The 21947-nt window shown below is 73.6% G+C and carries 17 protein-coding genes; 10 read left to right on the top strand and 7 right to left on the bottom strand.

The features are described from left to right. Positions 1-166: 166 nt before the first annotated feature. Entirely contained in the window at positions 167-847 is a 681-nt protein-coding gene (locus ACGFI9_RS33335) for a hypothetical protein (RefSeq protein ID WP_393184394.1), read from the bottom strand. Positions 848-916: 69 nt separating this feature from the next. On the opposite strand from ACGFI9_RS33335, the gene ACGFI9_RS33330 reads away from it, so the two are divergent. The 3 genes from ACGFI9_RS33330 (at position 917) to ACGFI9_RS33320 (ending at position 5405) form a co-directional block, all read left to right on the top strand. After that, positions 917-3535 (top strand): valine--tRNA ligase, encoded by a 2619-nt coding sequence (locus ACGFI9_RS33330; RefSeq protein ID WP_393184392.1) that lies wholly within the window; start codon positions 917-919, stop codon positions 3533-3535. Continuing rightward, positions 3532-4866: a bifunctional folylpolyglutamate synthase/dihydrofolate synthase gene (locus tag ACGFI9_RS33325; protein WP_393184390.1), complete on the top strand. Its 1335-nt coding sequence runs from the start codon at positions 3532-3534 to the stop codon at positions 4864-4866. The genes ACGFI9_RS33330 and ACGFI9_RS33325 overlap by 4 nt, the downstream gene beginning before the upstream one ends. 128 nt (positions 4867-4994) lie before the next feature. Then, on the top strand, positions 4995-5405 hold the full coding sequence (locus ACGFI9_RS33320) for a DUF4233 domain-containing protein (RefSeq protein ID WP_393184404.1): 411 nt from the start codon (positions 4995-4997) through the stop codon (positions 5403-5405). 30 nt (positions 5406-5435) lie between these two features. On the opposite strand, the gene ACGFI9_RS33315 is transcribed toward ACGFI9_RS33320, so the two are convergent. Beyond that, positions 5436-6683, bottom strand: coding sequence for a VOC family protein (locus ACGFI9_RS33315; RefSeq protein WP_393184388.1), 1248 nt, complete (start codon positions 6681-6683; stop codon positions 5436-5438). Positions 6684-6827: 144 nt separating this feature from the next. On the opposite strand from ACGFI9_RS33315, the gene ndk reads away from it, so the two are divergent. After that, a complete protein-coding gene (ndk, locus tag ACGFI9_RS33310) occupies positions 6828-7253 on the top strand; it encodes a nucleoside-diphosphate kinase (RefSeq protein ID WP_393184387.1) in 426 nt (141 codons plus the stop codon). 51 nt (positions 7254-7304) lie between these two features. On the opposite strand, the gene sigJ is transcribed toward ndk, so the two are convergent. Both sigJ and ACGFI9_RS33300 read right to left on the bottom strand, forming a co-directional pair. Continuing rightward, positions 7305-8189 carry an RNA polymerase sigma factor SigJ gene (gene sigJ, locus ACGFI9_RS33305; RefSeq protein WP_393184386.1) on the bottom strand — a complete coding sequence of 295 codons (885 nt, stop codon included), beginning with the start codon at positions 8187-8189 and terminating at the stop codon, positions 7305-7307. Next, positions 8186-8626: a carboxymuconolactone decarboxylase family protein gene (locus tag ACGFI9_RS33300; protein ID WP_393184385.1), complete on the bottom strand. Its 441-nt coding sequence runs from the start codon at positions 8624-8626 to the stop codon at positions 8186-8188. Before ACGFI9_RS33300 ends, sigJ begins: the two co-directional genes overlap by 4 nt. Before the next feature lie 252 nt (positions 8627-8878). On the opposite strand from ACGFI9_RS33300, the gene ACGFI9_RS33295 reads away from it, so the two are divergent. From ACGFI9_RS33295 to ACGFI9_RS33285, 3 genes are all read left to right on the top strand, one after another. Continuing rightward, positions 8879-10435, top strand: a complete 1557-nt coding sequence (locus ACGFI9_RS33295) for an alkaline phosphatase D family protein (protein ID WP_393184384.1) — start codon at positions 8879-8881, stop codon at positions 10433-10435. Between the two features lie 407 nt (positions 10436-10842). Next, complete coding sequence (ileS, locus tag ACGFI9_RS33290) at positions 10843-13989, top strand: isoleucine--tRNA ligase (protein WP_393184382.1); 3147 nt, start codon at positions 10843-10845, stop codon at positions 13987-13989. 134 nt (positions 13990-14123) lie between these two features. Then, the gene (locus ACGFI9_RS33285) at positions 14124-14813 is read left to right on the top strand and encodes a lysophospholipid acyltransferase family protein (RefSeq protein ID WP_393184380.1); all 690 of its coding nucleotides are present in this window, start codon (positions 14124-14126) and stop codon (positions 14811-14813) included. Positions 14814-14916: 103 nt separating this feature from the next. Here ACGFI9_RS33285 and ACGFI9_RS33280 read toward each other — a convergent pair whose 3' ends face one another. The 3 genes from ACGFI9_RS33280 to ACGFI9_RS33270 all read right to left on the bottom strand — a co-directional run bounded on the left by ACGFI9_RS33280 (position 14917) and on the right by ACGFI9_RS33270 (position 18885). Continuing rightward, the gene (locus ACGFI9_RS33280) at positions 14917-16386 is read right to left on the bottom strand and encodes a cryptochrome/photolyase family protein (protein WP_393184378.1); all 1470 of its coding nucleotides are present in this window, start codon (positions 16384-16386) and stop codon (positions 14917-14919) included. An 85-nt stretch (positions 16387-16471) separates the two neighbouring features. After that, on the bottom strand, positions 16472-18418 hold the full coding sequence (locus ACGFI9_RS33275) for a hypothetical protein (RefSeq protein WP_393184377.1): 1947 nt from the start codon (positions 18416-18418) through the stop codon (positions 16472-16474). A gap of 107 nt (positions 18419-18525) precedes the next feature. After that, the gene (locus ACGFI9_RS33270; RefSeq protein ID WP_393184376.1) at positions 18526-18885 is read right to left on the bottom strand and encodes a winged helix-turn-helix transcriptional regulator; all 360 of its coding nucleotides are present in this window, start codon (positions 18883-18885) and stop codon (positions 18526-18528) included. Positions 18886-18949: 64 nt separating this feature from the next. On the opposite strand from ACGFI9_RS33270, the gene ACGFI9_RS33265 reads away from it, so the two are divergent. From ACGFI9_RS33265 to ACGFI9_RS33255, 3 genes are all read left to right on the top strand, one after another. Beyond that, entirely contained in the window at positions 18950-19849 is a 900-nt protein-coding gene (locus ACGFI9_RS33265; protein ID WP_393184375.1) for an LLM class flavin-dependent oxidoreductase, read from the top strand. Then, positions 19846-21180: an FAD-binding oxidoreductase gene (locus ACGFI9_RS33260; protein ID WP_393184373.1), complete on the top strand. Its 1335-nt coding sequence runs from the start codon at positions 19846-19848 to the stop codon at positions 21178-21180. The genes ACGFI9_RS33265 and ACGFI9_RS33260 overlap by 4 nt, the downstream gene beginning before the upstream one ends. 80 nt (positions 21181-21260) lie before the next feature. Next, positions 21261-21932 (top strand): TMEM175 family protein, encoded by a 672-nt coding sequence (locus tag ACGFI9_RS33255; RefSeq protein ID WP_393184371.1) that lies wholly within the window; start codon positions 21261-21263, stop codon positions 21930-21932. Positions 21933-21947: the final 15 nt, after the last annotated feature.

The following is a 21947-nucleotide window of genomic DNA, read 5'->3' as shown; positions in this document are numbered from 1 at the left end:
GGTACTGCACTCGGGAGGGTGTGGGAGAGTAGGACACCGCCGGACAATCTTTCCAGTCAGGGTCACCCCAATCGGGGTGACCCTGACTGCGTTTGAGCGTCTTTTCGACAGTCGTCCCCGCGGAGAACGCCGCCCGCGAGCGGCGTTCCCGCGGGAACGAAAAGCCTCAGCGACGCTGGATGCTCTCGCGCAGCTGGCGGAACAGGGCGGCGGAGTCGTCGACGGACCGCCCTGGGAACATCCCCATCACCACGCTGCCGTGGTCGGCCCAGCCGCAGACCGCGAAGTCGCCGCCGTCGCCGCTGGTCGTACCGCACTTCATCACGCCGCCCAGGCGCCCGGCGTCGACCTCGCGCAGGCCGGTCACCTTGCCGGTCTCGTCCGCCATCAGCCCGAAGAGGCTGTCCAGGTCGCGCTCCGGCTGCCAGAGCAGGGTGGTGCCGCCGAATACGAGCACCGCCCGCTTCGCGTCCGCCGGGTCGCTGTAGACCGTGCCGAAGCTGTGGTCCAGGTCGATGTCGGCGGCGAAGCCGTCCCGCAGGTAGTCCGCGGTGGTGCGGGCGCGCTCGCTGTCGTCCCGGGTCAGCCCGGCGGCCTTGGCCGGTGGGTTCAGCGAGGTGTCCTGCTGCGCCAGGATCCGCCATCCACCGATGCCGAGCGCGCCCAGGCCGGCGACGCCGACGGCCAGGGCGGCGGCGAGCGCGATCCGGCGCCGACGGGAGGCCGGGCGCCGCGCGTCGGCCTCCAGGGCCGGGTCGCGGCGGCTCAGCTGGATCGGCTCGTCGGTCAGATCGACGGGCTCGGGCCCCTCGCCGACGTGACGTTCGGTGAGATGTGCGTCGGACATGTCCGCCACCGTACGCGAACAGGAGGTGGCGCACGTCGGGTCTCCGAAAGCGCTCCGTAGACTTTCAGGGTGACCGAGAGACTGGATGCCCGACGCCCCGACGCCCCGACCCTTGCCGGCCAGTACCAGCCCGGCGAGGTAGAGCAGCGACGGTACGAGCAGTGGGTAGCCGCCGGCCACTTCCGGGCGTCGGCGGAGAGCGACAAGCCCCCCTTCACCATCGTCATCCCGCCGCCGAACGTCACCGGCTCGCTGCACATGGGCCACGCGTTCGAGCACACGCTGATGGACGCCCTGAGCCGGCGCAAGCGGATGCAGGGCTACGAGGCGCTCTGGCTGCCCGGCATGGACCACGCCGGCATCGCCACCCAGAACCTGGTCGAGCGGCAGCTCGCCGGCGAGGGCCTGTCCCGGCACGACCTCGGCCGGGAGAAGTTCGTCGAGCGGGTCTGGCAGTGGAAGGCCGAGTCCGGCGGCGCGATCCTGGGCCAGATGCGACGCCTCGGCGACGCGGTCGACTGGGACCGCGAGCGCTTCACCATGGACGAGGGCCTGTCCCGCGCCGTCCAGACCATGTTCAAGAAGCTCTTCGACGACGGCCTGATCTACCGGGCGAACCGGATCATCAACTGGTGCCCGCGCTGCCTCACCGCACTGTCGGACATCGAGGTGGAGCACACCGACGACGAGGGCGAGCTGATCTCGATCCGCTACAGCGACGAGGTCGTGGTGGCCACCACCCGGGCGGAGACGATGCTCGGTGACACCGCGGTCGCGGTGCACCCGGACGACGAGCGCTACCAGCACCTCATCGGCACCGAGGTGGCGCTGCCGCTGACCGACCGGCGGATCCCGATCGTGGCCGACGCGCACGTCGACCCGAGCTTCGGCACCGGCATGGTCAAGGTGACCCCGGCGCACGACCCGAACGACTTCGAGATCGGCCAGCGGCACGACCTGCCGTCCCTGACGATCATGGACGAGCGGGGCATCATCACCGCGCCCGGCCCGTTCCAGGGCCTGGACCGGTACGAGGCCCGCCCGGCGATCGTCGCCGCGCTGCGCGAGCAGGGCCTGATCGTCGCCGAGAAGCGGCCGTACGTGCACGCGGTGGGGCACTGCTCGCGGTGCAAGACCACGGTCGAGCCGCGGCTGTCGTTGCAGTGGTTCGTCAACACCAGCCCGCTGGCCAAGGCCGCCGGCGACGCGGTCCGCGACGGCCGGGTGAAGATCGAGCCGGCCGAGCTGGCCAAGCGCTACTTCGCCTGGGTCGACAACATGCACGACTGGTGCATCTCCCGGCAGCTCTGGTGGGGCCACCGCATCCCGGTCTGGTACGGGCCGGACGGCGAGATCGTCTGCGTCGGCCCGGACGAGCAGCCGCCGACCGGCGAGGGCTGGCGGCAGGACGAGGACGTCCTGGACACCTGGTTCTCCAGCGGCCTGTGGCCGTTCTCCACCCTGGGCTGGCCGGAGCGGACCCCGGACCTGGCCAAGTTCTACCCGACCAGCGTGCTGGTCACCGGCTACGACATCCTCTTCTTCTGGGTCGCCCGGATGATGATGTTCGGCCTGTACGCGATGGACGGCGTCCAGCCGTTCGACGTGGTCGCCCTGCACGGGATGGTCCGGGACGAGCACGGCAAGAAGATGTCGAAGTCGTTCGGGAACGTGGTGGACCCGCTGGACTGGATCGACCGGTTCGGCGCGGACGCCACCCGGTTCACCCTGGCCCGGGGCGCCAACCCCGGCCAGGACGTGCCGGTCAGCGAGGAGTGGTGCCAGGGCTCCCGCAACTTCTGCAACAAGCTCTGGAACGCCACCCGGTTCGCCCTGATGAACGGCGCGCACACCGACGGCCCGCTGCCCGAGGCGGCCACCCTGTCGACCGTCGACCGGTGGATCCTGTCCCGGCTGGCGCACGTCACCGCCGAGGTGGACGAGCAGTTCGAGGCGTACGAGTTCGCGAAGGTCTGCGACCTGCTGTACCACTTCGCCTGGGACGACGTCTGCGACTGGTACGTGGAGCTGAGCAAGCCGGTGCTCGCCGAGGGCGGCCCGGCGGCCGAGGCCACCCGCCGGGTGCTCGGGCATGTGCTGGACCAGTTGCTGCGGCTGCTGCACCCGGTCATCCCGTTCGTCACCGAGGAGCTGTGGACCGCGCTGACCGGCGCCGAGACGGTGATGAAGGCGGCCTGGCCGGTGGCCGACCGTACCCTCGTCGACGACGCCGCGGAGGGCGAGGTCGGCACCCTGCAGCGGGTGGTGACCGAGATCCGGCGGTTCCGCTCGGACCAGGGGCTGCGCCCGACCCAGCGGGTGTCGGCCCGGCTCGACGGCCTCGCCGGCGCGGGCATCGCCGCGCACGAGCCGCTGATCCGCTCGCTGGTCCGCCTCGACTCCGCCGGCGACGACTTCCAGGCCAGCGCCACCCTCGCCATGCCGGGCGAGGTGAGCGTCGCGCTGGACACCCGGGGGTCGATCGACGTCGCCGCCGAGCGGGCCCGGCTGACCAAGGACCGGGCGGCCGCCGAGAAGGAGGCCGCGCAGGCGCGGGCGAAGCTGGACAACCCGGCGTTCGTCGGCAAGGCGCCGGAACCGGTGGTCGCCAAGATCCGGGAGCGGCTCGCGGTGGCCGAGGCCGACCTGGTCCGCATCGACGCCGCCCTGGAGGCGCTGCCCTCGTGACCGACCGTACCGAATTCGCCGAGGTGGAGGCCGCGCTCAACGCGCGCGGCTTCACCCGCATGCACTTCGAGCTGGAGAAGATCGAGAGTCTGCTCGACCTGCTCGGCAGCCCGCAGCGGGCGTATCCGTCGATCCACCTGACCGGGACGAACGGCAAGACCTCGACGGCCCGGATGGTCGACTCGCTGCTGCGGGCGTTCGGGCTGCACACCGGCCGCTACACCAGCCCGCACCTGGAGACCGTCCGGGAACGGATCAGCCTGGACGGCGAGCCGGTCAGCGAGGAGCGCTTCGTCGCCACGTACCGGGAGGTGGCGCCGCTGGCCGAGCTGGTCGACCACCGCTTCGACGAGCCGCTGACCTACTTCGACCTGACCACCGCGTTGGCCTTCGCCACGTTCGCCGACGCGCCGGTCGACGTCGCCGTGGTGGAGGTCGGCCTCGGCGGCGCCGAGGACGCGACCAACGTGATCCAGGCCGGGGTCGCGGTGATCACCCCGATCGGGCTGGACCACACCGAGTGGCTCGGCGACACCATCGAGGACATCGCGCTGCACAAGGCGGGGATCATCCACAAGGGCGCCACCGTGATCGCGGCGGCGCAGGAGGAGGAGGCCGCGCGGCCGATCCTGGAGCGCTGCGCCGAGGTCGGCGCGACCATCGCCCGGGAGGGCTCCGAGTTCGGCGTCCTGCGCCGGGCGGTCGCGGTCGGCGGCCAGGTGCTCACCATCCAGGGCCTCGGCGGGGTGTACGAGGAGATCTTCATCCCGCTGCACGGCGCCCACCAGGCGCAGAACGCGGCAGTGGCGCTCGCCGCGGTGGAGGCGTTCCTCGGGGCGGGGGCGCGGCGGCAGCTCGACATCGAGGCGGTCCGGGAGGGCTTCGCCGCGGCCAGCTCGCCCGGCCGGCTGGAGAAGGTGCGTACCGCGCCGACGATCCTGCTCGACGGCGCGCACAACCCGCACGGGATGACCGCGACGGTCACCGCGCTGCAGGAGGAGTTCGCGTTCAGCAAGCTGGTCGGCGTGCTCGCCGTGCTCGGCGACAAGGACGCGGCCAGCCTGCTGGAGCTGCTGGAGCCGGTGCTCGACTCGATCGTGGTCGCCGAGAACAGCTCGCCCCGGGCGATGCCGGTCGACGAGCTGGCCGCGCTGGCCCGGGAGGTCTTCGGGCCGGAGCGGGTGCAGGTCGCCGGGGAGATGCCGGACGCCATCGAGGCGGCCGTCGCCGAGGCCGAGTCCGACGTGCCCGGCGAGCTGGCCGGCGTCGGGGTGCTGATCACCGGGTCGGTGGTGACCGTGGCCGACGCCCGCCGGCTGCTCAAGCGATGACCGGCCCGGCGGAGGAGCGCCCCGGCACCGGAGACCGGCCGATCCCGGACGCCGAGGCGTCCCCGGACGTGCGCCCCCCGGCGGCCGACACGTCGACCGGCTCTGCCGGCCCGTCCGGTTCCGGTGGCCTGTCCGGCTCCGGTGAACCGTCCGGCTCCGGTGGGCCGGCTGCCGCTGGTGGGCCGGCCGGGCCGGGGGAGCGGCGCTCCGGGCTGCGCAACCCGGAGCGGGCCGTCCGGGGGCTCGGCGGGGGCATCCTCGGGCTGGAGGCGCTGGTGCTGCTGCTGGCCATCCAGCCGATCCGGGTGGTCGGCGGGGACCTCAGCGGCTCGGCCATCGCCGTGATCGTGGCGCTGGCGGTGGCCTGCGTGCTGCTGGCCGGCCAGATGAAGCGGCCGTGGGCCTGGCACGGGGGGAGCGTCCTGCAGGGTGTGCTGATGCTCGCCGGGCTGCTGCACTGGTCACTGCTCGTGCTGGGCGTCATGTTCGCCCTGGTGTGGGCGTACGCGCTGCACGTGCGGCGGGTCATCCTCGGCTGACCGGTCCCCGCCGCCGTCCGGCGGTGGGGGTCAGGCGTCGGCGAGGGTACGCCACTGGGTGAGCGCGACGCCGTGCCCGTCCGGGTCGCGGAACGCCGCCGCCCACACCTCCAGCTTGCTGCCCCGGTTCACCACCCGGGGGGCGTAGGTGAACCGGACGCCGGAGCCGCGCAGCCGTTCGTACGCGGCCTGGATGTCGTCGACCTCCAGATTGACGTGGACCAGCCGGCGGCTGATCGGGGCGGCCCCGGTGACCTGGCGCAGCACCAGGCGGGTCGGCCCGGAGGAGAGGACGGCGTTGCCGGCGCCCCGATCCAGCTCCGTGAAGCCGAGGTCCCGGTAGAAGTCGAGGGACCGGTCCAGGTCGGTGACGAGCAGGGTGATCCCGACGCCGCTGATCGGGCTGTCGGCCACCTCGGCGGCCTCGTCACCGGCCGGGCCGAAGATCGCCTCGTCCAGCTCCTCCGGGGTCGGCGGCGCCTCGGCGGCCGGCTCGTCCAGCGGGACGTCGACCGAGTCGACCGGCAGGGTGTCGAACCGTTCCTCGGCGGGCGGCCGCGGGGCCGGGGCGCGGCGCGGCAGTGGGCCCGCGCCCACCGGCTCGACCAGTTCGCCCTCCAACACCTTGGGGCCGCCGGGCCGCTGGTGCACCACCACCGGCTCGCGCTCCTCGGGCAGCCCGCCAACGCCGTCGAGGAGCGGGTCCGGCGCGGGCGGGAAGTCCTCGCGGAAGTCGTCCTCGGGGGCCCGGTCGGCCCACGGCGGGGCCTCCTGCGCGATCAGGACCTCCTCGACCGGGTCCGGACCGGCGTACTCGGGCGGGAGGTCGGCGACCGCGGCGGCGCTCTCGGCGTGGGTGGGCACCTCGTCCCAGAGGACCCGGACGTGCCGCTGGTCGTCGAGGGCGACCCGGACGGGCAGGGCCTGGCCCAGCGACGGCCACTTGGCGACCGGGACCCGGGGCTCGATGATCTTCTTGGAGCGGGGCGGCAGCCCCGGCGCGTCGATCACCAGTTGCAGCTCGCAGCGGCCGAACGCGTACTGGGTGGGCGGCTCGGAGGCGCTGTGCACGTGGCCCAGCCCGACCACCCAGGTGCGGCCACCGCCGCGTACCGTGGCCAGCGCGATCGCGAGCACCAGCAGCGCGACGCCGAGCGCGACGATCGCCCAGCTCGTCATCCCCAACCCGAACAGGGTGATGAAGGTCGCCACCGTGCCCAGCACCGCGCCGATCAGCTTGCGCACCGGCGCGATGGGTCGGTTCCCGCCATTCGCCACAGTGGACCTCCCAGGGGTTCCAGGGCCAGGCTAGGCCGGATCGGTGACCGAGGGAAAGAGCAGCCGCCGAGCCGGCGCCGGGACCGGGTCGCTACGCTGACCGTACCCAGCCCGACCCGCTTCCGCGCACAGGAGGAACCCAGCGTGTCCAGCAGCAGCCCGGACGAGCGCACGCTCGTACTGATCAAGCCCGACGCGGTCCGCCGCGGCCTGGTCGGCGAGATCATCTCCCGTTTCGAGCGCAAGGGCCTGCGGATCGACGCCATGGAGACGCGGACGCTGGAGGGTGACTTCGCCGACCAGCACTACGCCGAGCACGTCGACAAGCCGTTCTACCCGCCGCTGAAGGCGTTCATGACCGGCGGGCCGCTGGTGGCCCTGGTGCTCTCCGGTGACCAGGTGATCGACGTGGTCCGCGGGATGATCGGCAGCACCGACGGCCGCAAGGCCGCCGCCGGCACCATCCGGGGTGACCTCTCCCTGTCCAACCGGGAGAACCTGGTGCACGCCTCGGACTCGGTCGACAGCGCCAAGCGCGAGATCGCGCTCTGGTTCCCCGAGCTGGGCTGACCTCGTCGTCCACGGCCCCGGCCCCGACGCGGGGTCGGGGCCGTCGCGCGCTCAGCCGGGGAGGCGGGTCAGCTTGTCGGGGTTGCCGACCAGGTAGAGACCGGTGATCCGGCCGTCGGCGGCGGTGGCGGCGAGCGTGTAGCGCACGCCGGTCGGCCAGGTCAGCACCAGCGCGGGCGCGCCGTTCAGCTCGACCGGGGCGGCCCGGACCCCGGGCCGGGGGCGGCCGTAGACGCCGGCGAAGAAGCGGGCGATCCGGTCCGCGCCGTGCACTGGGTTGCGGGCCGCCTTGACCCGGCCGCCGCCGTCGCTCCAGGCGGTCGCGTCGGCGGCGACCAGCTCGGTGAGCCGGGCCAGGTCACCGTCGCGCGCGGCGGCGAGGAAGGCGTCGAGCAGGCGCCGCTGCTCGGCCGGGCCGGCGGTGAAGCGCCGCCGCTCGTCGGCGAGGCGGGCCACCGCCCGGTGGTGCAGCTGGCGGCAGTCCGCCGCCGACCGGTCCAGCACCTCGGCGATCTCGGCGTACGGCAGGGCGAAGGCGGTGTGCAGCACGTACACCGCCCGCTCCGGCGGGGTGAGCCGTTCCAGCAGGTGCAGCAGGGCGGTGGAGAGCGTCTCCCGCAGCTCGACCGTGTCCAGCGGCCCGAACGGCGACGGATCGGTCGGCACCGGTTCGGGCAGCCACGGGCCGACGTACGTCTCCCGGGCGGCCTGCCGGGCGCGCAGCCGGTCCAGCGCCAGCCGGGTCACCACCCGGGACAGGTAGCGGCGCGGCTCGGCGACCGACTCCCGGTCGACGTCGAGCCAGCGCAGGTACGCCTCCTGGAGCACGTCCTCGGCGTCGTGCAGGCTGCCCAGCAGCCGGTAGGCCAGCCCGAGCAGCATCGGCCGGTGCGCCATGAGCGCACCGGCCGCCTGCGCCGCCGCGGGTGGGGTCACACCTCGACCGGCGGCTGCGTCTGGCTGGTCACGGAGATCCGGTTCCACACGTTGATTGTGGCGATCGCGACGACCAGGTCGGCCAGTTCCTTCTCCGACCAGACCTTCGCGGCGGCGTCCCACACCTCGTCCGGCACGCCGTGCTCGCCGAGCTTGGTGACCGCGTCGGTCAGTGCCAGCGCGGTCCGCTCCCGCTCGTCGAAGAACGGCGCCTCCCGCCACGCCGCGACGGCGAAGAGCCGCCGGCTGGACTCCCCGGCCGCCAGCGCCTCCCGGCTGTGCATGTCGACGCAGAACGAGCAGCCGTTGAGCATCGACGCCCGCAGCTTCACCAGCTCCAGCACGGTGTGGTCCACGTTGCTCCGGATGTACTTCTCCAGGCCGAGCACCGCCTGGTACGCCTCCGGCACCACCGCTGGCATGTTGATCCGGCTCATCTTTCCTCCCTCGGTCGGTACTTCGCCCGTACGACGGAACCCGACCGGTGCGGTGTGACGGTGCGGAGCTGTGACGGTCGTCATGGCGGGTGCGGGCCACCGTCGCGCCGTCCAGGTGGATCCGGATCACCCGCGCGAGGGCCGGCGCGGGTTTCGACAGCCGTCGTTGAGGTGGCGGCCACCTCTCTCGGCACCGCCGGTCATCTCCGCCCGATAGACCAGCCTGGCCGACCTCGGGAACCTGGAGGACCCATGACGCAACTCGACCGACGTACGCTGCTCCGCGCCGGCCTGGTCGCCGGTGCGGGAGTCACCGGCGGCGCGCTGTTCGGCGCGCCCGGCGTGCTCGCGGCGCCGGCCTGGCGGCCGGCCGACCGGCCGGTGCTCACCCACGGTGTGCAGAGCGGCGACGTGACCGCGGAGTCCGCGCTGGTCTGGACCCGCGCGGACCGGCCCGGCCGGATGTACGTGGAGGTGAGCCGCGGGCCCGACCTGCGCGGCGCCCGGCTGCTGCGCGGCCCGGTGGTGGACCCGTCGACCGACTGCACCGGGCGGATGTGGCTGCGCGGCCTGCCGTCGGGCGAGCGGCTGTACTACCGGGTGAGCGTGGAGAGCCTGGACCGGCACGGGGTCCGCAGCGAGCCCCTGGTCGGCTCGTTCACCACCGCCCCCGGCCGGCACGACCGGCGGGACGTGCGGTTCGTCTGGACCGGCGACATCGTGGGGCAGGGCTGGGGCATCAGCCCGGACTTCGACGGCCTGGCGATCTTCCGGGCCATGCGGGAACGCCGCCCCGACTTCTTCCTGTGCAGCGGGGACACCGTCTACGCCGACGGCCCGCTCACCGAGAGCGTGACGCTGCCCGACGGGCGGATCTGGCGCAACCTGGTCACGCCGGAGAAGAGCAAGGTCGCCGAGACGCTGGCCGAGTACCGCGGGCAGTTCGCGTACAACCTGCTCGACGAGCACCTGCGCGCGTTCGCGGCGGAGGTGCCGCAGGTCAACCAGTGGGACGACCACGAGGTGCTGAACAACTGGTACCCGGGGGAGATCCTCACCGACGCCCGGTACACCGAGAAGCGGGTGGACGTGCTCGCCGCCCGGGCCCGGCAGGCGTTCCACGAGTGGCTGCCGGTCGCCGCCGGTGGGCCGCTCTACCGCAAGCTGTCGTACGGGCCGCTGCTGGACGTCTTCGTCCTCGACATGCGCACCTACAAGGACGCCAACGACGGCAACACGTACGCCGACCCGGGGCGGGGCCTGCTCGGCCGGGAGCAGCGGGAGTGGCTGATCCGGGAGCTGACCGGCTCCCGGGCGACCTGGAAGGTGATCGCCAACGACCTGCCGCTCGGCCTGGTCGTGCCGGACGGTCCGGGCGCGCAGGAGGGGGTGGCGCAGGGCGACAACGGCGCGCCCGCCGGACGGGAACTGGAGTTCGCCGAGGTGCTGCGCGCCGCGCACCGGGCCGGCGTGACCGGGATCGTCTTCCTCACCGCCGACGTGCACTACACCGCCGCGCACCACTACGACCCGGCGCGGGCGGCGGTCGGTGACTTCACCCCGTTCTGGGAGTTCGTCTCCGGGCCGGCGCACGCCGGCGCGTTCGGCCCGAACAAGCTGGACGGCACGTTCGGTCCGGAGGCCGTGTTCACCCACGCCCCGCCGCGGGCGAACACCTCGCCCGCCGAGGGCTTCCAGCACTTCGGCGAGGTCGCCATCGACGGCGCGTCGGGTGACCTGACCGTGCACCTGCGCGACCGCGCCGGCACCTCCCTCTGGACCACCACCCTCCCCGCCCCCACCCCCTGACCCTTGTCGATCATGAAGTTGACGGCGATGTGGATCTCCGCAGTCGCCGTCAACTCCATGATCACCGGGTGGGGTGGGGTTACCTGGTGTCGAGGGAGGGTGGCCCTTCCTTTCGCGCGGATACTCGGCGGCGGGGCAGCCGCCGGGTCGAGTACGCTTGACGCCACACAGGCGACGACCCGGCCATCACCGGCGAGCCTCCGGAAGAACAGCCGGGTGACCGGCCCAGTAGAACCGGACGGGACCGGCCCGTCACAGCCGGCCAACGAGCGGGCGGTCGCACCTTGGCCGCCAAGCGGGGTGGTACCGCGGGCCTGGCCCCGGGCACGCCGGTCACGGCGTACCGGAAAAGGGCTCGTCCTCGCAGACCCACACGACGAGTGAGCTGCTGAGGAGAGCGACCCCCGATGGCCTATCCGTTGCACGACCCGACCGCCGCCGGCGTGCCGGCGAGCCCGGACCTGCCCGCGGTCGAGCGCCGGGTCCTGGAGCACTGGACGGCCGACAAGACCTTCGAGGCGTCGGTCGAGGCCCGCCCCGCCGGGGAGGACGGCAAGAACGAGTTCGTCTTCTACGACGGCCCGCCGTTCGCCAACGGCCTGCCGCACTACGGCCACCTCTTCACCGGGTACGTCAAGGACGTGGTGCCGCGCTACCAGACCATGCGCGGCAAGCACGTCGAGCGCCGGTTCGGCTGGGACTGCCACGGCCTGCCGGCCGAGGTGGTGGCCGAGAAGCAGCTCGGCATCACCAGCAAGGCGGAGATCCTCGACCTCGGCGTGGCCCGGTTCAACGAGGCCTGCCGCACCTCGGTGCTGGAGTTCACCCAGGACTGGGAGCGGTACGTCACCCGGCAGGCCCGCTGGGTCGACTTCGCCAACGACTACAAGACGCTCGACCTGGACTACATGGAGAGCGTCATGTGGGCCTTCAAGACCCTGCACGACAAGGGTCTGGTCTACGAGGGCTTCCGGGTGCTGGCGTACTGCTGGCGGTGCGAGACCCCGCTGTCGAACACCGAGACCCGGATGGACGACGTCTACAAGGACCGGCACGACCCGACGCTGACCGTCTGGTTCGAGCTGACCGCGGACGAGTCGGCCCCCGAGCCGGTGCGCGGGCCGGTGCGGCTCGGCGTCTGGACCACCACGCCGTGGACCCTGCCGTCGAACCTGGCGCTCGCCGTCGGCCCGGACATCGAGTACGCGGTGCTGGAGCGGGACGGCGCCCGCTACGTGGTCGGCGCGGCGCGGCTCGGCGCGTACGCCAAGGAGCTGGAGGGGTACGAGCAGGTCGGCACGGTGTCCGGCCGGGACCTGGTCGGGCGCCGTTACACCCCGCTCTACGACTTCCTGGTCGAGCAGGCCGGCGAGAACGCGTACCAGGTGCTCGGCGCGGACTTCGTCACCACCGAGGACGGCACCGGGATCGTGCACCTGGCCCCGGCCTTCGGTGAGGACGACCAGAACACCTGCAACGCGGCCGGCATCCCGACCATCGTCACGGTGGACGACCACACCCGGTTCACCGCGCTCGTCCCGCCGTACCAGGGCGAGCAGGTCTTCGACGTCAACAAGCCGGTGATCCGGGAGCTGAAGGAGCGGGGGGTGGTGCTCAAGCAGGACACCTACACCCACTCGTACCCGCACTGCTGGCGTTGCGACACCCCGCTGGTCTACAAGGCGGTGTCGTCGTGGTTCGTCGCGGTCACCCGGTTCAAGGACCGGATGGTCGAGCTCAACCAGCAGATCAACTGGACGCCGGGGCACATCAAGGACGGCTCGTTCGGTAAGTGGCTGGCCAACGCCCGGGACTGGTCGATCAGCCGGAACCGGTTCTGGGGCTCGCCGATCCCGGTGTGGAAGTCGGACGACCCGAACTACCCGCGGGTCGACGTGTACGGCTCGCTGGCCGACCTCGAGCGGGACTTCGGCGTACGCCTGACCGACCTGCACCGGCCGGCGGTGGACGACCTGGTCCGCCCGAACCCGGACGACCCGACCGGCAAGTCGATGATGCGCCGGGTGCCGGAGGTGCTGGACTGCTGGTTCGAGTCCGGCTCGATGCCGTTCGCCCAGGTGCACTACCCGTTCGAGAACCGTGAGTGGTTCGAGCACCACTACCCGGGCGACTTCATCGTCGAGTACATCGGACAGACGCGCGGCTGGTTCTACACCATGCACGTGCTGGCCACCGCGCTGTTCGACCGGCCGGCGTTCCGCAACTGCCTCAGCCACGGCATCCTGCTCGGCTCGGACGGGCGCAAGATGTCCAAGAGCCTGCGCAACTACCCGGACGTGTACCACGTCTTCGACTCGTACGGGTCGGACGCGATGCGCTGGATGCTGATGTCCTCGCCGGTGCTGCGCGGCGGCGACATGGCGGTGACCGAGACGCTCATCCGGGACGCGGTGCGTCAGGTGCTGCTGCCGCTCTGGAACGTCTGGTACTTCTTCTCGCTCTACGCCAACGCGGACGGCTACACCGCGAAGCGGCGGGTGGATTCCACCCACCTGCTCGACCGGTACGTGCTGGCGAAGACGAACGAGCTGGTGTCGACGGTCCAGGCGCAGCTCGACGCGTACGACATCTCGGGCGCCTGCGCCACCGTCCGGTCCTACCTGGACGCGCTGACCAACTGGTACGTGCGTCGCTCGCGGGACCGGTTCTGGTCCGGGGACGCCGACGCGTTCGACACCCTCTGGACGGTGCTGGAGACGCTCTGCCGGGTGGTGGCGCCGCTCGCGCCGCTGACCGCGGAGGAGATCTGGCGCGGCCTCACCGGCGAGCGGTCGGTGCACCTGACCGACTTCCCGTCGGCGGACGAGTTCCCGGCCGACCACGAACTGGTCGCCGCGATGGACAACGTGCGGGCCGTCGCCTCGGCGGCGCTGTCCCTGCGCAAGGCCAAGGGGCTGCGGGTCCGGCTGCCGCTGTCGAAGCTGACCGTGGCCTCGCCGGTCGCCGCCCAGCTGCGGCCCTTCGCCGACCTGGTCGCCGACGAGGTCAACGTGAAGGAGGTCGTCTTCTCCGACGAGGTGTCCGCGTACTGCCAGCAGGTGCTGACCGTGGTGCCCCGGGCGCTCGGCCCCCGGGTCGGCAAGGCGGTCCAGCAGGTGATCAAGGCGGTCAAGGCGGGGGAGTGGGAGCTGGTCGACGGCGCCCCGGTCGCCGCCGGGGTCACCCTGGCCGAGGGCGAGTACGAGCTGCGCCTGGTCGCCGCCGACGCCGAGCACTCCGCGCCGCTGCCTGGCGGCGAGGGCGTGGTCGTGCTGGACACCGAGGTCACCCCGGAGCTGGCCGCCGAGGGGCTGGCCCGGGACGTGGTCCGGGTGGTGCAGCAGGCCCGCCGGGACGCCGACCTGGACGTCTCGGACCGGATCGCGGTGGCGGTCTCGGCCTCGGAGGAGGTCCGCGCGGCGGTGGCCGCGTACACCGACTTCGTGGCCCGGGAGGTGCTGGCCGACACGATCGACTTCGCCGAGGGCATCGACGGCTTCGCCGGCGAGGTCGGCGAGGGCGAGCGGGTGACGGTGTCCGTCCGGCGGGTATGAGGTCCTGACCGGGGTGGTCCGGCGGCGAGCGCGCCGCCGGACCACCCTCCGGGCAGCCGACCACCCGATCTGCCCGGCGTGGACCCGTCCGCTACCGTGACACCGCCTGTTCACGTACGACCGCCGGAGGACCCGTGCCGCTGCTCTACACCATCGGCAAGCTCACCGTGGCGCCCACGCTCCGGTTGGCCTTCCGTCCGACCGTGGAGGGGTTGGAGCACATTCCGGCGACCGGCGGCGCGATCTTCGCGGGCAACCACCTCTCCGTCGCCGACGAGCTCTTCCTCGGCACCGTGGTGCCCCGGCACCTGGCCTTCTGGGCCAAGTCGGAGTACTTCACGGGCACCGGCGTGAAGGGCGCGTTCTCCAAGTTCGTGCTCACCGGGCTGGGCGCGATCCCGGTCGAGCGGGCCGGTGGGCGGGCCGCGCTCTCCGCGTTCGACTCGGCGATCCCGGTGCTCAAGGCCGGCGACCTGGTCGCCGTCTACCCGGAGGGGACGCGCTCCCCGGACGGCCGGCTCTACCGGGGGCGCACCGGGGCTGCCCGGCTCGCCCTGGCGGCCGGCGTGCCGATCATCCCGGTCGGCATGATCGGCACCGACAAGGCGCAGCCGATCGGCGTGCGGGTGCCCCGGCCGGGCAAGGCCGAGATCATCGTCCGGTTCGGCAAGCCGCTGGACTTCACCGGCCGGTCGGACGACCGGACCTCGCTGCGCGAGATCACCGACGAGGTGATGGCCGAGATCCAGAAGCTCACCGGCCAGGAGTACGTCCCCCGCTACGCCCCCAAGCGCACCGAACCCACTGCCGACCCCACCGCCTGACCCGCCCGCTCCCGCCTCCCGGCCTCCCGGCCCTGCGGCGTTGATCAAGGAGTTTGCGTCGGCGGCCCGGCGTGTCGTGACGCGAATTCCTTGATCAACAGGATCATGGCGGGTCGCTGCCGCGCTGCTTCTCCTGGGCGACCACGGCGTCCAGGTCGGTGAGGCGGGTCAGCTGCTTCATGGTGCGGGCCATCCGGGCGTTGGCCGGGATCCGGGTGCGGTTGGTGGCCAGGAACGCCCAGTAGCCGGCCGTGAACGGGCAGGCCTTCTCGCCGAGATGGTGCCTCGGGTCGTACCGGCAACCGCCGCAGTAGTCGCTCATCCGGTTGATGTACGCGCCCCCGGAGACGTACGGCTTGGTGGTCGTCCGGCCCAGGTCGGCGTACTGGCTCAGGCCGACCACGTTGCCGGTCATCACCCACTCGTAGCCGTCCACGAAGCGGGTCCGGAACCACTCGACCAGTTCGGCCGGGCGCCAGCCCCGTTGCAGGGCGTAGTTGCCGAGCACCATCAGCCGCGGGATGTGGTGCACCCAGGCCCGGTCCCGGACGCCGCCGAGCACGTCGTGGAGGCAGTGCGCGTCGACCGCGTCCGCGTCCAGGTCGTTCCACCAGCCCGGCAGCGACCGTCGCGCGGCCAGCCCGTTGCTCGTGCGCCAGGTCGGCTCGAAGTACCAGTAGGTGTGCCAGGCGTAGTCCCGCCAGCCCATGACCTGCCGGATGAAACCCTCCACGCTGGCCAGCGGCGCGCCCTGCGTCCGGTACGCCTGTTCGGCGCCGCGGACCGCCGCCATCGGGTCCAGCAGGCCAAGGTTGAACGCCGCGGAGAGCATGCTGTGCGCCAGCCACGGATCGGTGGCGAGCATGGCGTCCTCGTACGGGCCGAACGCGGCCAGCCGGTGCCGGAGGAAGTGCCGCAACCGCGCCGTGGCCTCCTCGGCGGTGGCGGGGAAGCGGCGTGGTCCGTCCCGGCCGGCGAACCGGATGCCCTCCCGCTCCCACTGGTCCAGGTCGGCCCGGACCTGCGCGTCGATGTCGTCCTCCTGCGGCATCGGCGGGGCCGGTACGTCGAGCTTCCCGTCCTTCGGCGGTGGCTCGCGGTTCTCGGTGTCGTAGCTCCACCGGCCGCCCACCGGGTCGGATCCGTCCAGCAGCACCCCGTGGTGCTCCCGGGCGAACCGGTAGAACGCCTCCATCCGCAGCGCGCCCCGGCGGCCGTCGGCCCAGTCGGCGAAGTCCTCCAGGCTGGTCACGTACCCCCGGGCGGGTAGGACGGTGACCCGGTCCAGGCCGCGGACGAACGCCAGGGCGGCGCGCGAGGTCGGGTGGCAGACCTCAAGCGGCTCGCGGACCTTCTTCAGCGCCTGCCCGTACGTCTCGGCCCGCACGAAGACCGCCTGGTCGTCGAGTTCGGCGGCGCGGTGGCGCAGCGCGGACAGGATCAGGTGGGCCTTCTGCCGGTGGTAGACGCGTCGGCGGAAGACCGCCTTCGACTCGATCAGCAGGACCGGCTGCCCCCGGTCGTCGAGGAAGTGCGGCCCCAGCTGATCGGCGAACAGCCAACGCCGCGACATGTCCCGATTCTCCCCTGAAACGCCCAAAGTGTGAGGGAGGCACGTAAGACCTTTACGTGTTCGAGACATTGCTCTGTGTGACCAGTCAGGACTGCTTCGCGGTCACCACCTCGGCGCGCAACTCGTCGAGCAGGCGGGCGCTGTCGTCGACGGAGAGGCGGGTGAACACGCCGGTGGTCAGGCTGCCGTGGTCGACCGAGGTGCAGACCACCACCGCGTCACCGTCCACCCGGCCCACCGCGCACCGCTCGTAGCGGCCCCGGACGCCGGTCTCCATCGGCACGGCGTCGGCCAGTGCGTACTGGTCCTTCAGGCGGGCGATCTCGGCGTCGGCGTCGGACTCCGGGGTCAGCCGGAACCCGGTGCCGCCGAAGAGGGTCACCCGCTTGCCGTCGCTCGTGCCGTAGACCCCGGCGAAGACGTCCTCGCTGAGCAGGTGCGCCTGGCGTACCTCGGTCTTCAGCTTCTCGGCGGTGGCCTGGCTGCGCTCGTCGTCCCGCAGCCGCAGCCCGCCCACCTGCTCGGGCAGGGCCGCGCTGGCCGGGTACTGGTTGGACATCGGCTGGGCCCACCACAGTGGCAGGCCGCAGCAGCAGGCGACGGAGAGCAGCAGCACCCAGGGCCAGCGGCGCCGGCGGCGGACCGGCACGGCCACGTACCCCTTGGGTGGCCGCCACCCGGGCGGCGCCGTGGCCGGCGGCGCGGGCCGGCCGCGGCGCTGCTTCGGCGGCGGCGGCACCGGCCGGGGCGGGGACGCCGGCGGCGGGGACACCGGCCGGGCCACCGGCGGCGCCGGCAGGACCGGACGGGCGACCGGCGGTGGCGGCGGGGCCGGCGACGGGCTCACCGGCGGCGCCGAATAGGGCAGCGTGTGCGGCGGCGTCGGGTAGGGGAGCGTCGGCGGCAGCGCCGGGAGCTCGACCGAGTGCAGGTCCCAGCCGCTGGTGTCCACGCCCTCCCAGGGGTCGACCGGGACCAGGTGTTCCGGCGAGTCCGGCGGCGGCACCGGGGTGGGTTCGGCGGACTCGCCCCAGGCACGCTTTCGCGGCGGCGGGGGCGGGACCGGCGCCGAGCCGCTCCACCGGGGCGCGGGGGGTTCGGCGCGGGTCTCCACCCGGGTGGGGTCGGGCTGCCCGGCGACCCGGGTCGGGTCGGGTCGGCCGGGCAGCGGCGTGGCCTCGGGCGGCTGACCCGGCACGCCGGCCGCGCCGGCCGGGCGGCCCGGCACAGCGGCCGAACCGGTCGGGCGGCTCGGCACGGTCGGGCGGCCCGGGACGGCGGCGGAACCGGTCGGGCGTACCGGGGCGGAGCCGCGGGCCGGGGTGATCGTGGCGGCGCCGGCCGACCCGTCCCCGGGCGTTGCGTCGGCGGGGGCGTCGGGCTGGCGCTCGGTGGGCGCCTCGCCGGCCGGGTCCTCGGGTGCCCGGTCCGGCCCGGTCGCGGCCGCCGCCCCGGTTGCCCCGTCGCCGGTGGTCGCCGGGACCTCGGCTGCGCGGTCGGTGGTGGCCGGCGGGTCCTCGGGCGCGCCGTCGGCGGTTGCGGTTGCCCGCTCCGCGGCCGTCTGGTCGACGATGGTCGCGGTCGACGGGCTCCCGGGCGTGGTGGCGTCGGCGCGGGGCTGGGCGTCCTGGGTGGTGGTCGGTTCCGGGGCCGCGGGTTCGGGTGGTGCCGCAGCCGCGGCGTCCCCGGTGTCCACCGCGTCGCTCTCGTCCACTGCGTCGTCCCGGTCGGCGACCCCGTCCCGGTCGGGAGCGCCGTCCCGGTCGGGCGCGTCACGCCGGTCGGGCGCATCCGGCTGGTGGCCGCCGCCGTCCACGGCGCGGGTCGCGGGCGGCGCGTCGGCCGGGGCGACGTCGGTGGCGGGCGGTGGGTCCGCAGGGCCGGTGGCGAGGTCGTCCGTGGCGTCCGCGCCGCGTTCGTCGCCGGGCGACGGGGGTACGGGGGAGCGCGGCTCGTCGGTGCCCGGATCCCGGCCCGTGACCGGGGTGTCCCCGTCGGCCGGCCGGTCGGCCCCCGGCTGCGGCTGCGGCATCGCGGCTATCTCCTCTCGCGCCCGATGCGAGGTTAGTACCGCCGCGCCACCGCCGACGAATCCGCCGGTTGCGCCCGCCGGGCGCCCCCTGGCCGGCCGGTCGGTGCTCAGTCCGTCCCGGCTGCCCGGCGTCGGTGGCTCCAGGTGACCAGGGGTTGCAGGACGGACATCAGGTCCCGGCCGTCCGGCGTGGGCGCGTAGGTGATCTGGACCGGGGTGCTCGGGATGACCGTCCGGCTGATCAGGCCGTCGGCCTCCAGTTCGCGAAGGCGCTGGGCCAGCAGCCGGTCGGAGATGCCGGCCACCGCGGCCCGGTACTCCCCGAACCGGCGTGCGCCGCGCGCGGCGGCGAGCAGGATCGCCCCGGTCCACCGCCGCCCGACCAGCTCCAGGGCGTCCTGGAAGCCGCGGCACTCGGACTCGGGGATCTGCTGGTACGGCACGAGGCCGGGAGCTGCGTTACTCACTTATCAAAGGTTAGTAACTAACCTGGCGTTTGCCCACCCGCGGCGCCCTGCGGACCGTGGAGCCATGACCGATTACGGACACCCACTCAGCTTCGGCGTGAGCCTGGACCCGTCCGCCGACTCGCTGCCCGCGACGAGACAGCTCGCGCGGACTGCCGTGGCCGGCGGATTCGAGCTCCTCGCCGTCCAGGACCACCCCTACCAACCCGGCCACCTGGACACCTGGACCCTGATCAGCCACCTGGCCGCCGAGACGGACCGGATCTCGTTCCTCACCGACGTGGCGGACCTGCAACTGCGCCCGCCGGCCATGCTGGCCAAGGCGGCGGCTTCGCTCGGCGTCCTCACCGGCGGACGGGTCGTCCTCGGGGTCGGTGGCGGCGCGAGCGCGGACGCCATCGCCGCGATGGGCGGGCAGCGGCGGACCGGCGGGCAGACGATCGCCTACACCGAGGAGGCGCTGACGATCATGCGCCGGGCGCTGTCCGGCGGGCCGGTTCGCCACCTCGGCCACCAGCACACCATCGAGGGGTACGCGGCGGGTCCCGTGCCGCCGGCTCCGGTCCCGCTCTGGCTGGGCGGTCAGCGGCCACGGATGCTCGCGGTCGCCGGCCGGCTCGCTGACGGGTGGATCTCCCCGCTGAACATCTACGTGCCGCCGGCGGAGGTGCCGGCCCGCCAGCAGGCCATCGACGACGCCGCCCGTGCCGCCGGCCGGCAGCCGGAGCAGGTCCGCCGGATCTACAACGTCATCGGCGCCGTCGGCCCGTACCGGGGCGGCACCGGGCTCGTCGGGGACGTGCGGCGGTGGATCGACACGCTCACCGGCTGGGCCGTCGAACTGGGCTTCGACACCTTCGTCTTCTGGCCGGTGGCGGACGCCCCGGCGCAGGTCGAACTCTTCGCCCACGAGGTCGCCCCCGCCGTCCGCGACCGGGTGCGGGAGATCCGGGGGCAGCGGTGAGCCGTGTATCGGCGCCGGTCCCCGAGGAGCTGACCGGCAAGATCGTGCGGCCCGGCGACCGCCGCTACCCGATGCTCCGCTCGACGTACACCACCCGGGGGAACCCGGCGGCCGTGCTGCTGCCGGCGAACACCGCCGAGGTGGCCACCGCCCTCCGGTACGCGCGGGAGCAGGGCGCGCCGATCGCCGTGCGCAGCGGCGGGCACGGGCTCTCCGGCGCCGCCACGAACGACGGGGGCCTGGTCATCGACCTGTCCGCGCTGAACGCGGTCGACGTGCTCGACCGCCCGTCGCGGCTGGTCCGGGTGGAGGCCGGGGCCCGCTGGGCCCGGGTCGCCCAGGCCCTCGCGCCGTACGGCCTGGCGATCAGCTCGGGGGACCACGGCAACGTCGGCGTCGGCGGGCTGGCGACCGGCGGCGGCGTGGGCTGGCTGGTCCGGCACTACGGACTGACCATCGACCACGTCCGCGCCGTCGAGGTGGTGCTGGCCGACGGGACGGTGGTGCGCGCGGACGCGGTGACCGAACCGGAGCTGTTCTGGGCGGTCCGAGGCGCCGGGGCCGGGGTCGGCATCGTGGTCGCCTTCGAGATCGAGGCGGTCGAGGCGCGCGACGTCGGGGTGGCCCGGATCGTGGTCGAGGCCCGGCCGGACGGCAGCACCGTGCGTCGTTGGGCGGACGTGCTGCGGCAGGCGCCCCGCGAGCTGTCCGCCGCCGCCATGCTGCTGCCGTACGGGTCGTCCACCGTCCTGTCGGTGACGGCGGTGGTCGCCGGGGCGAGCCTCCGCCGGGTCCGCCCCGCCGTCGCGCCGCTCCTGGAGCTCGGGGGCCTGCTGGACCACCGGGTCGACCTGGTGCCGTATCCGGCGCTGGTGCCGACCGCGCACCTGCACCCGAACGTCGGGCAGCAGCCCAGCCTCACCACCAACGGCCTGCTCGCCGGGATGGACGGCGCGACCGCCCGGGCGATCATGCGCGCGGCGGGCGGTCCGAACCGGGCCCTGGTCCAGCTCCGGTCGGTGGGCGGTGCGGTGAACGACGTCGCGCCCGACGCGACCGCGTATCCGCACCGGCACCAGGAGACCCTGGTCGTCGCCTCGGTGTTCCCGCCGCACGGCGCGGCCGGGCTGGACGCGGCCTGGCGGGGACTCGCCGGACGCACCGACGGGGCGTACGTCAACTTCGAGAGCCGGCCCGGCCCCGCCGCGTTCGCGCGGGCCTATCCCGGTGCCACCGGTGTGCGGGTGGCCGAGGTGTGGCGGCGGTACGACCCGGACGGCGTCTTCCGGACCGCGGCCGGCTGGCGTGACGTGCCGGTCGAGGGACGGTGACGGGGGCGGGCGGCCCGCCCGGGCCGCCCCCTCGGCGCGCCACCGTCGCTCGGCCCGCACTCGCCTCTACCCTCGGGCGCATGACCAGCGCGGACGCGCCGGAGGACGCATCCCCGGTGAGCGAGATCGGCCGGATGACCGGATTCAGCGACGGTGTCTTCGCGATCGTGATCACCCTGCTGGTGATCGAGCTCCGGGTGCCCGAGCACGAGCCGGGAGAGCTGCTGCCCGCCCTGCTCGGGGAGGGCCCGGCGTACGTCGCGTTCCTGCTCTCCTTCGGGTACGTCGGCGTGATCTGGCTCAACCACCACGCGCTGCTGCGCCTCGTCCGCGGGGCCACGCTCGCCCTCAACTGGATCAACCTGTGGCTGCTGCTCGGCGTGGTGGTCATCCCGTTCCCGACCACGGTGCTCGCCTCGGCCTTCGCGCACGGCGGCACCGACGGCGACCGGCGGGTCGCCGTGGCGCTCTACGCGCTCACCGCGGCCGCGATGTCCGCCCCCTGGCTCGCCTTCTTCGCCTACCTGCGGCGGCACCCCGCCCTGCTGGCGGGCGGGACCTCGGCCGCCCACGTCGCCGCGCAGCGGACCCGCCCGGTGACCGGCATGGCGCTCTATCTGATCAGTGGCGCGCTGGGCTGGCTCGTCAGCCCGGTGCTCGGCCTGGTCGGCATCGGCGTGATGATCGTCTACCACGCGCTGACCAGCGAGGGAGTCCGGCGCAGGCGGCCCCGGCGCCGGAGGCGGGCCTGACCCGCCGGGCTCGCG

Source organism: Micromonospora sp. NPDC048930 (genome assembly GCF_043197935.1).
Classification (GTDB): Bacteria; Actinomycetota; Actinomycetes; order Mycobacteriales; family Micromonosporaceae; genus Micromonospora.
Note: the sequence above shows the minus strand (reverse complement) of the source record. Positions and strands in the feature narration are given on the sequence as shown.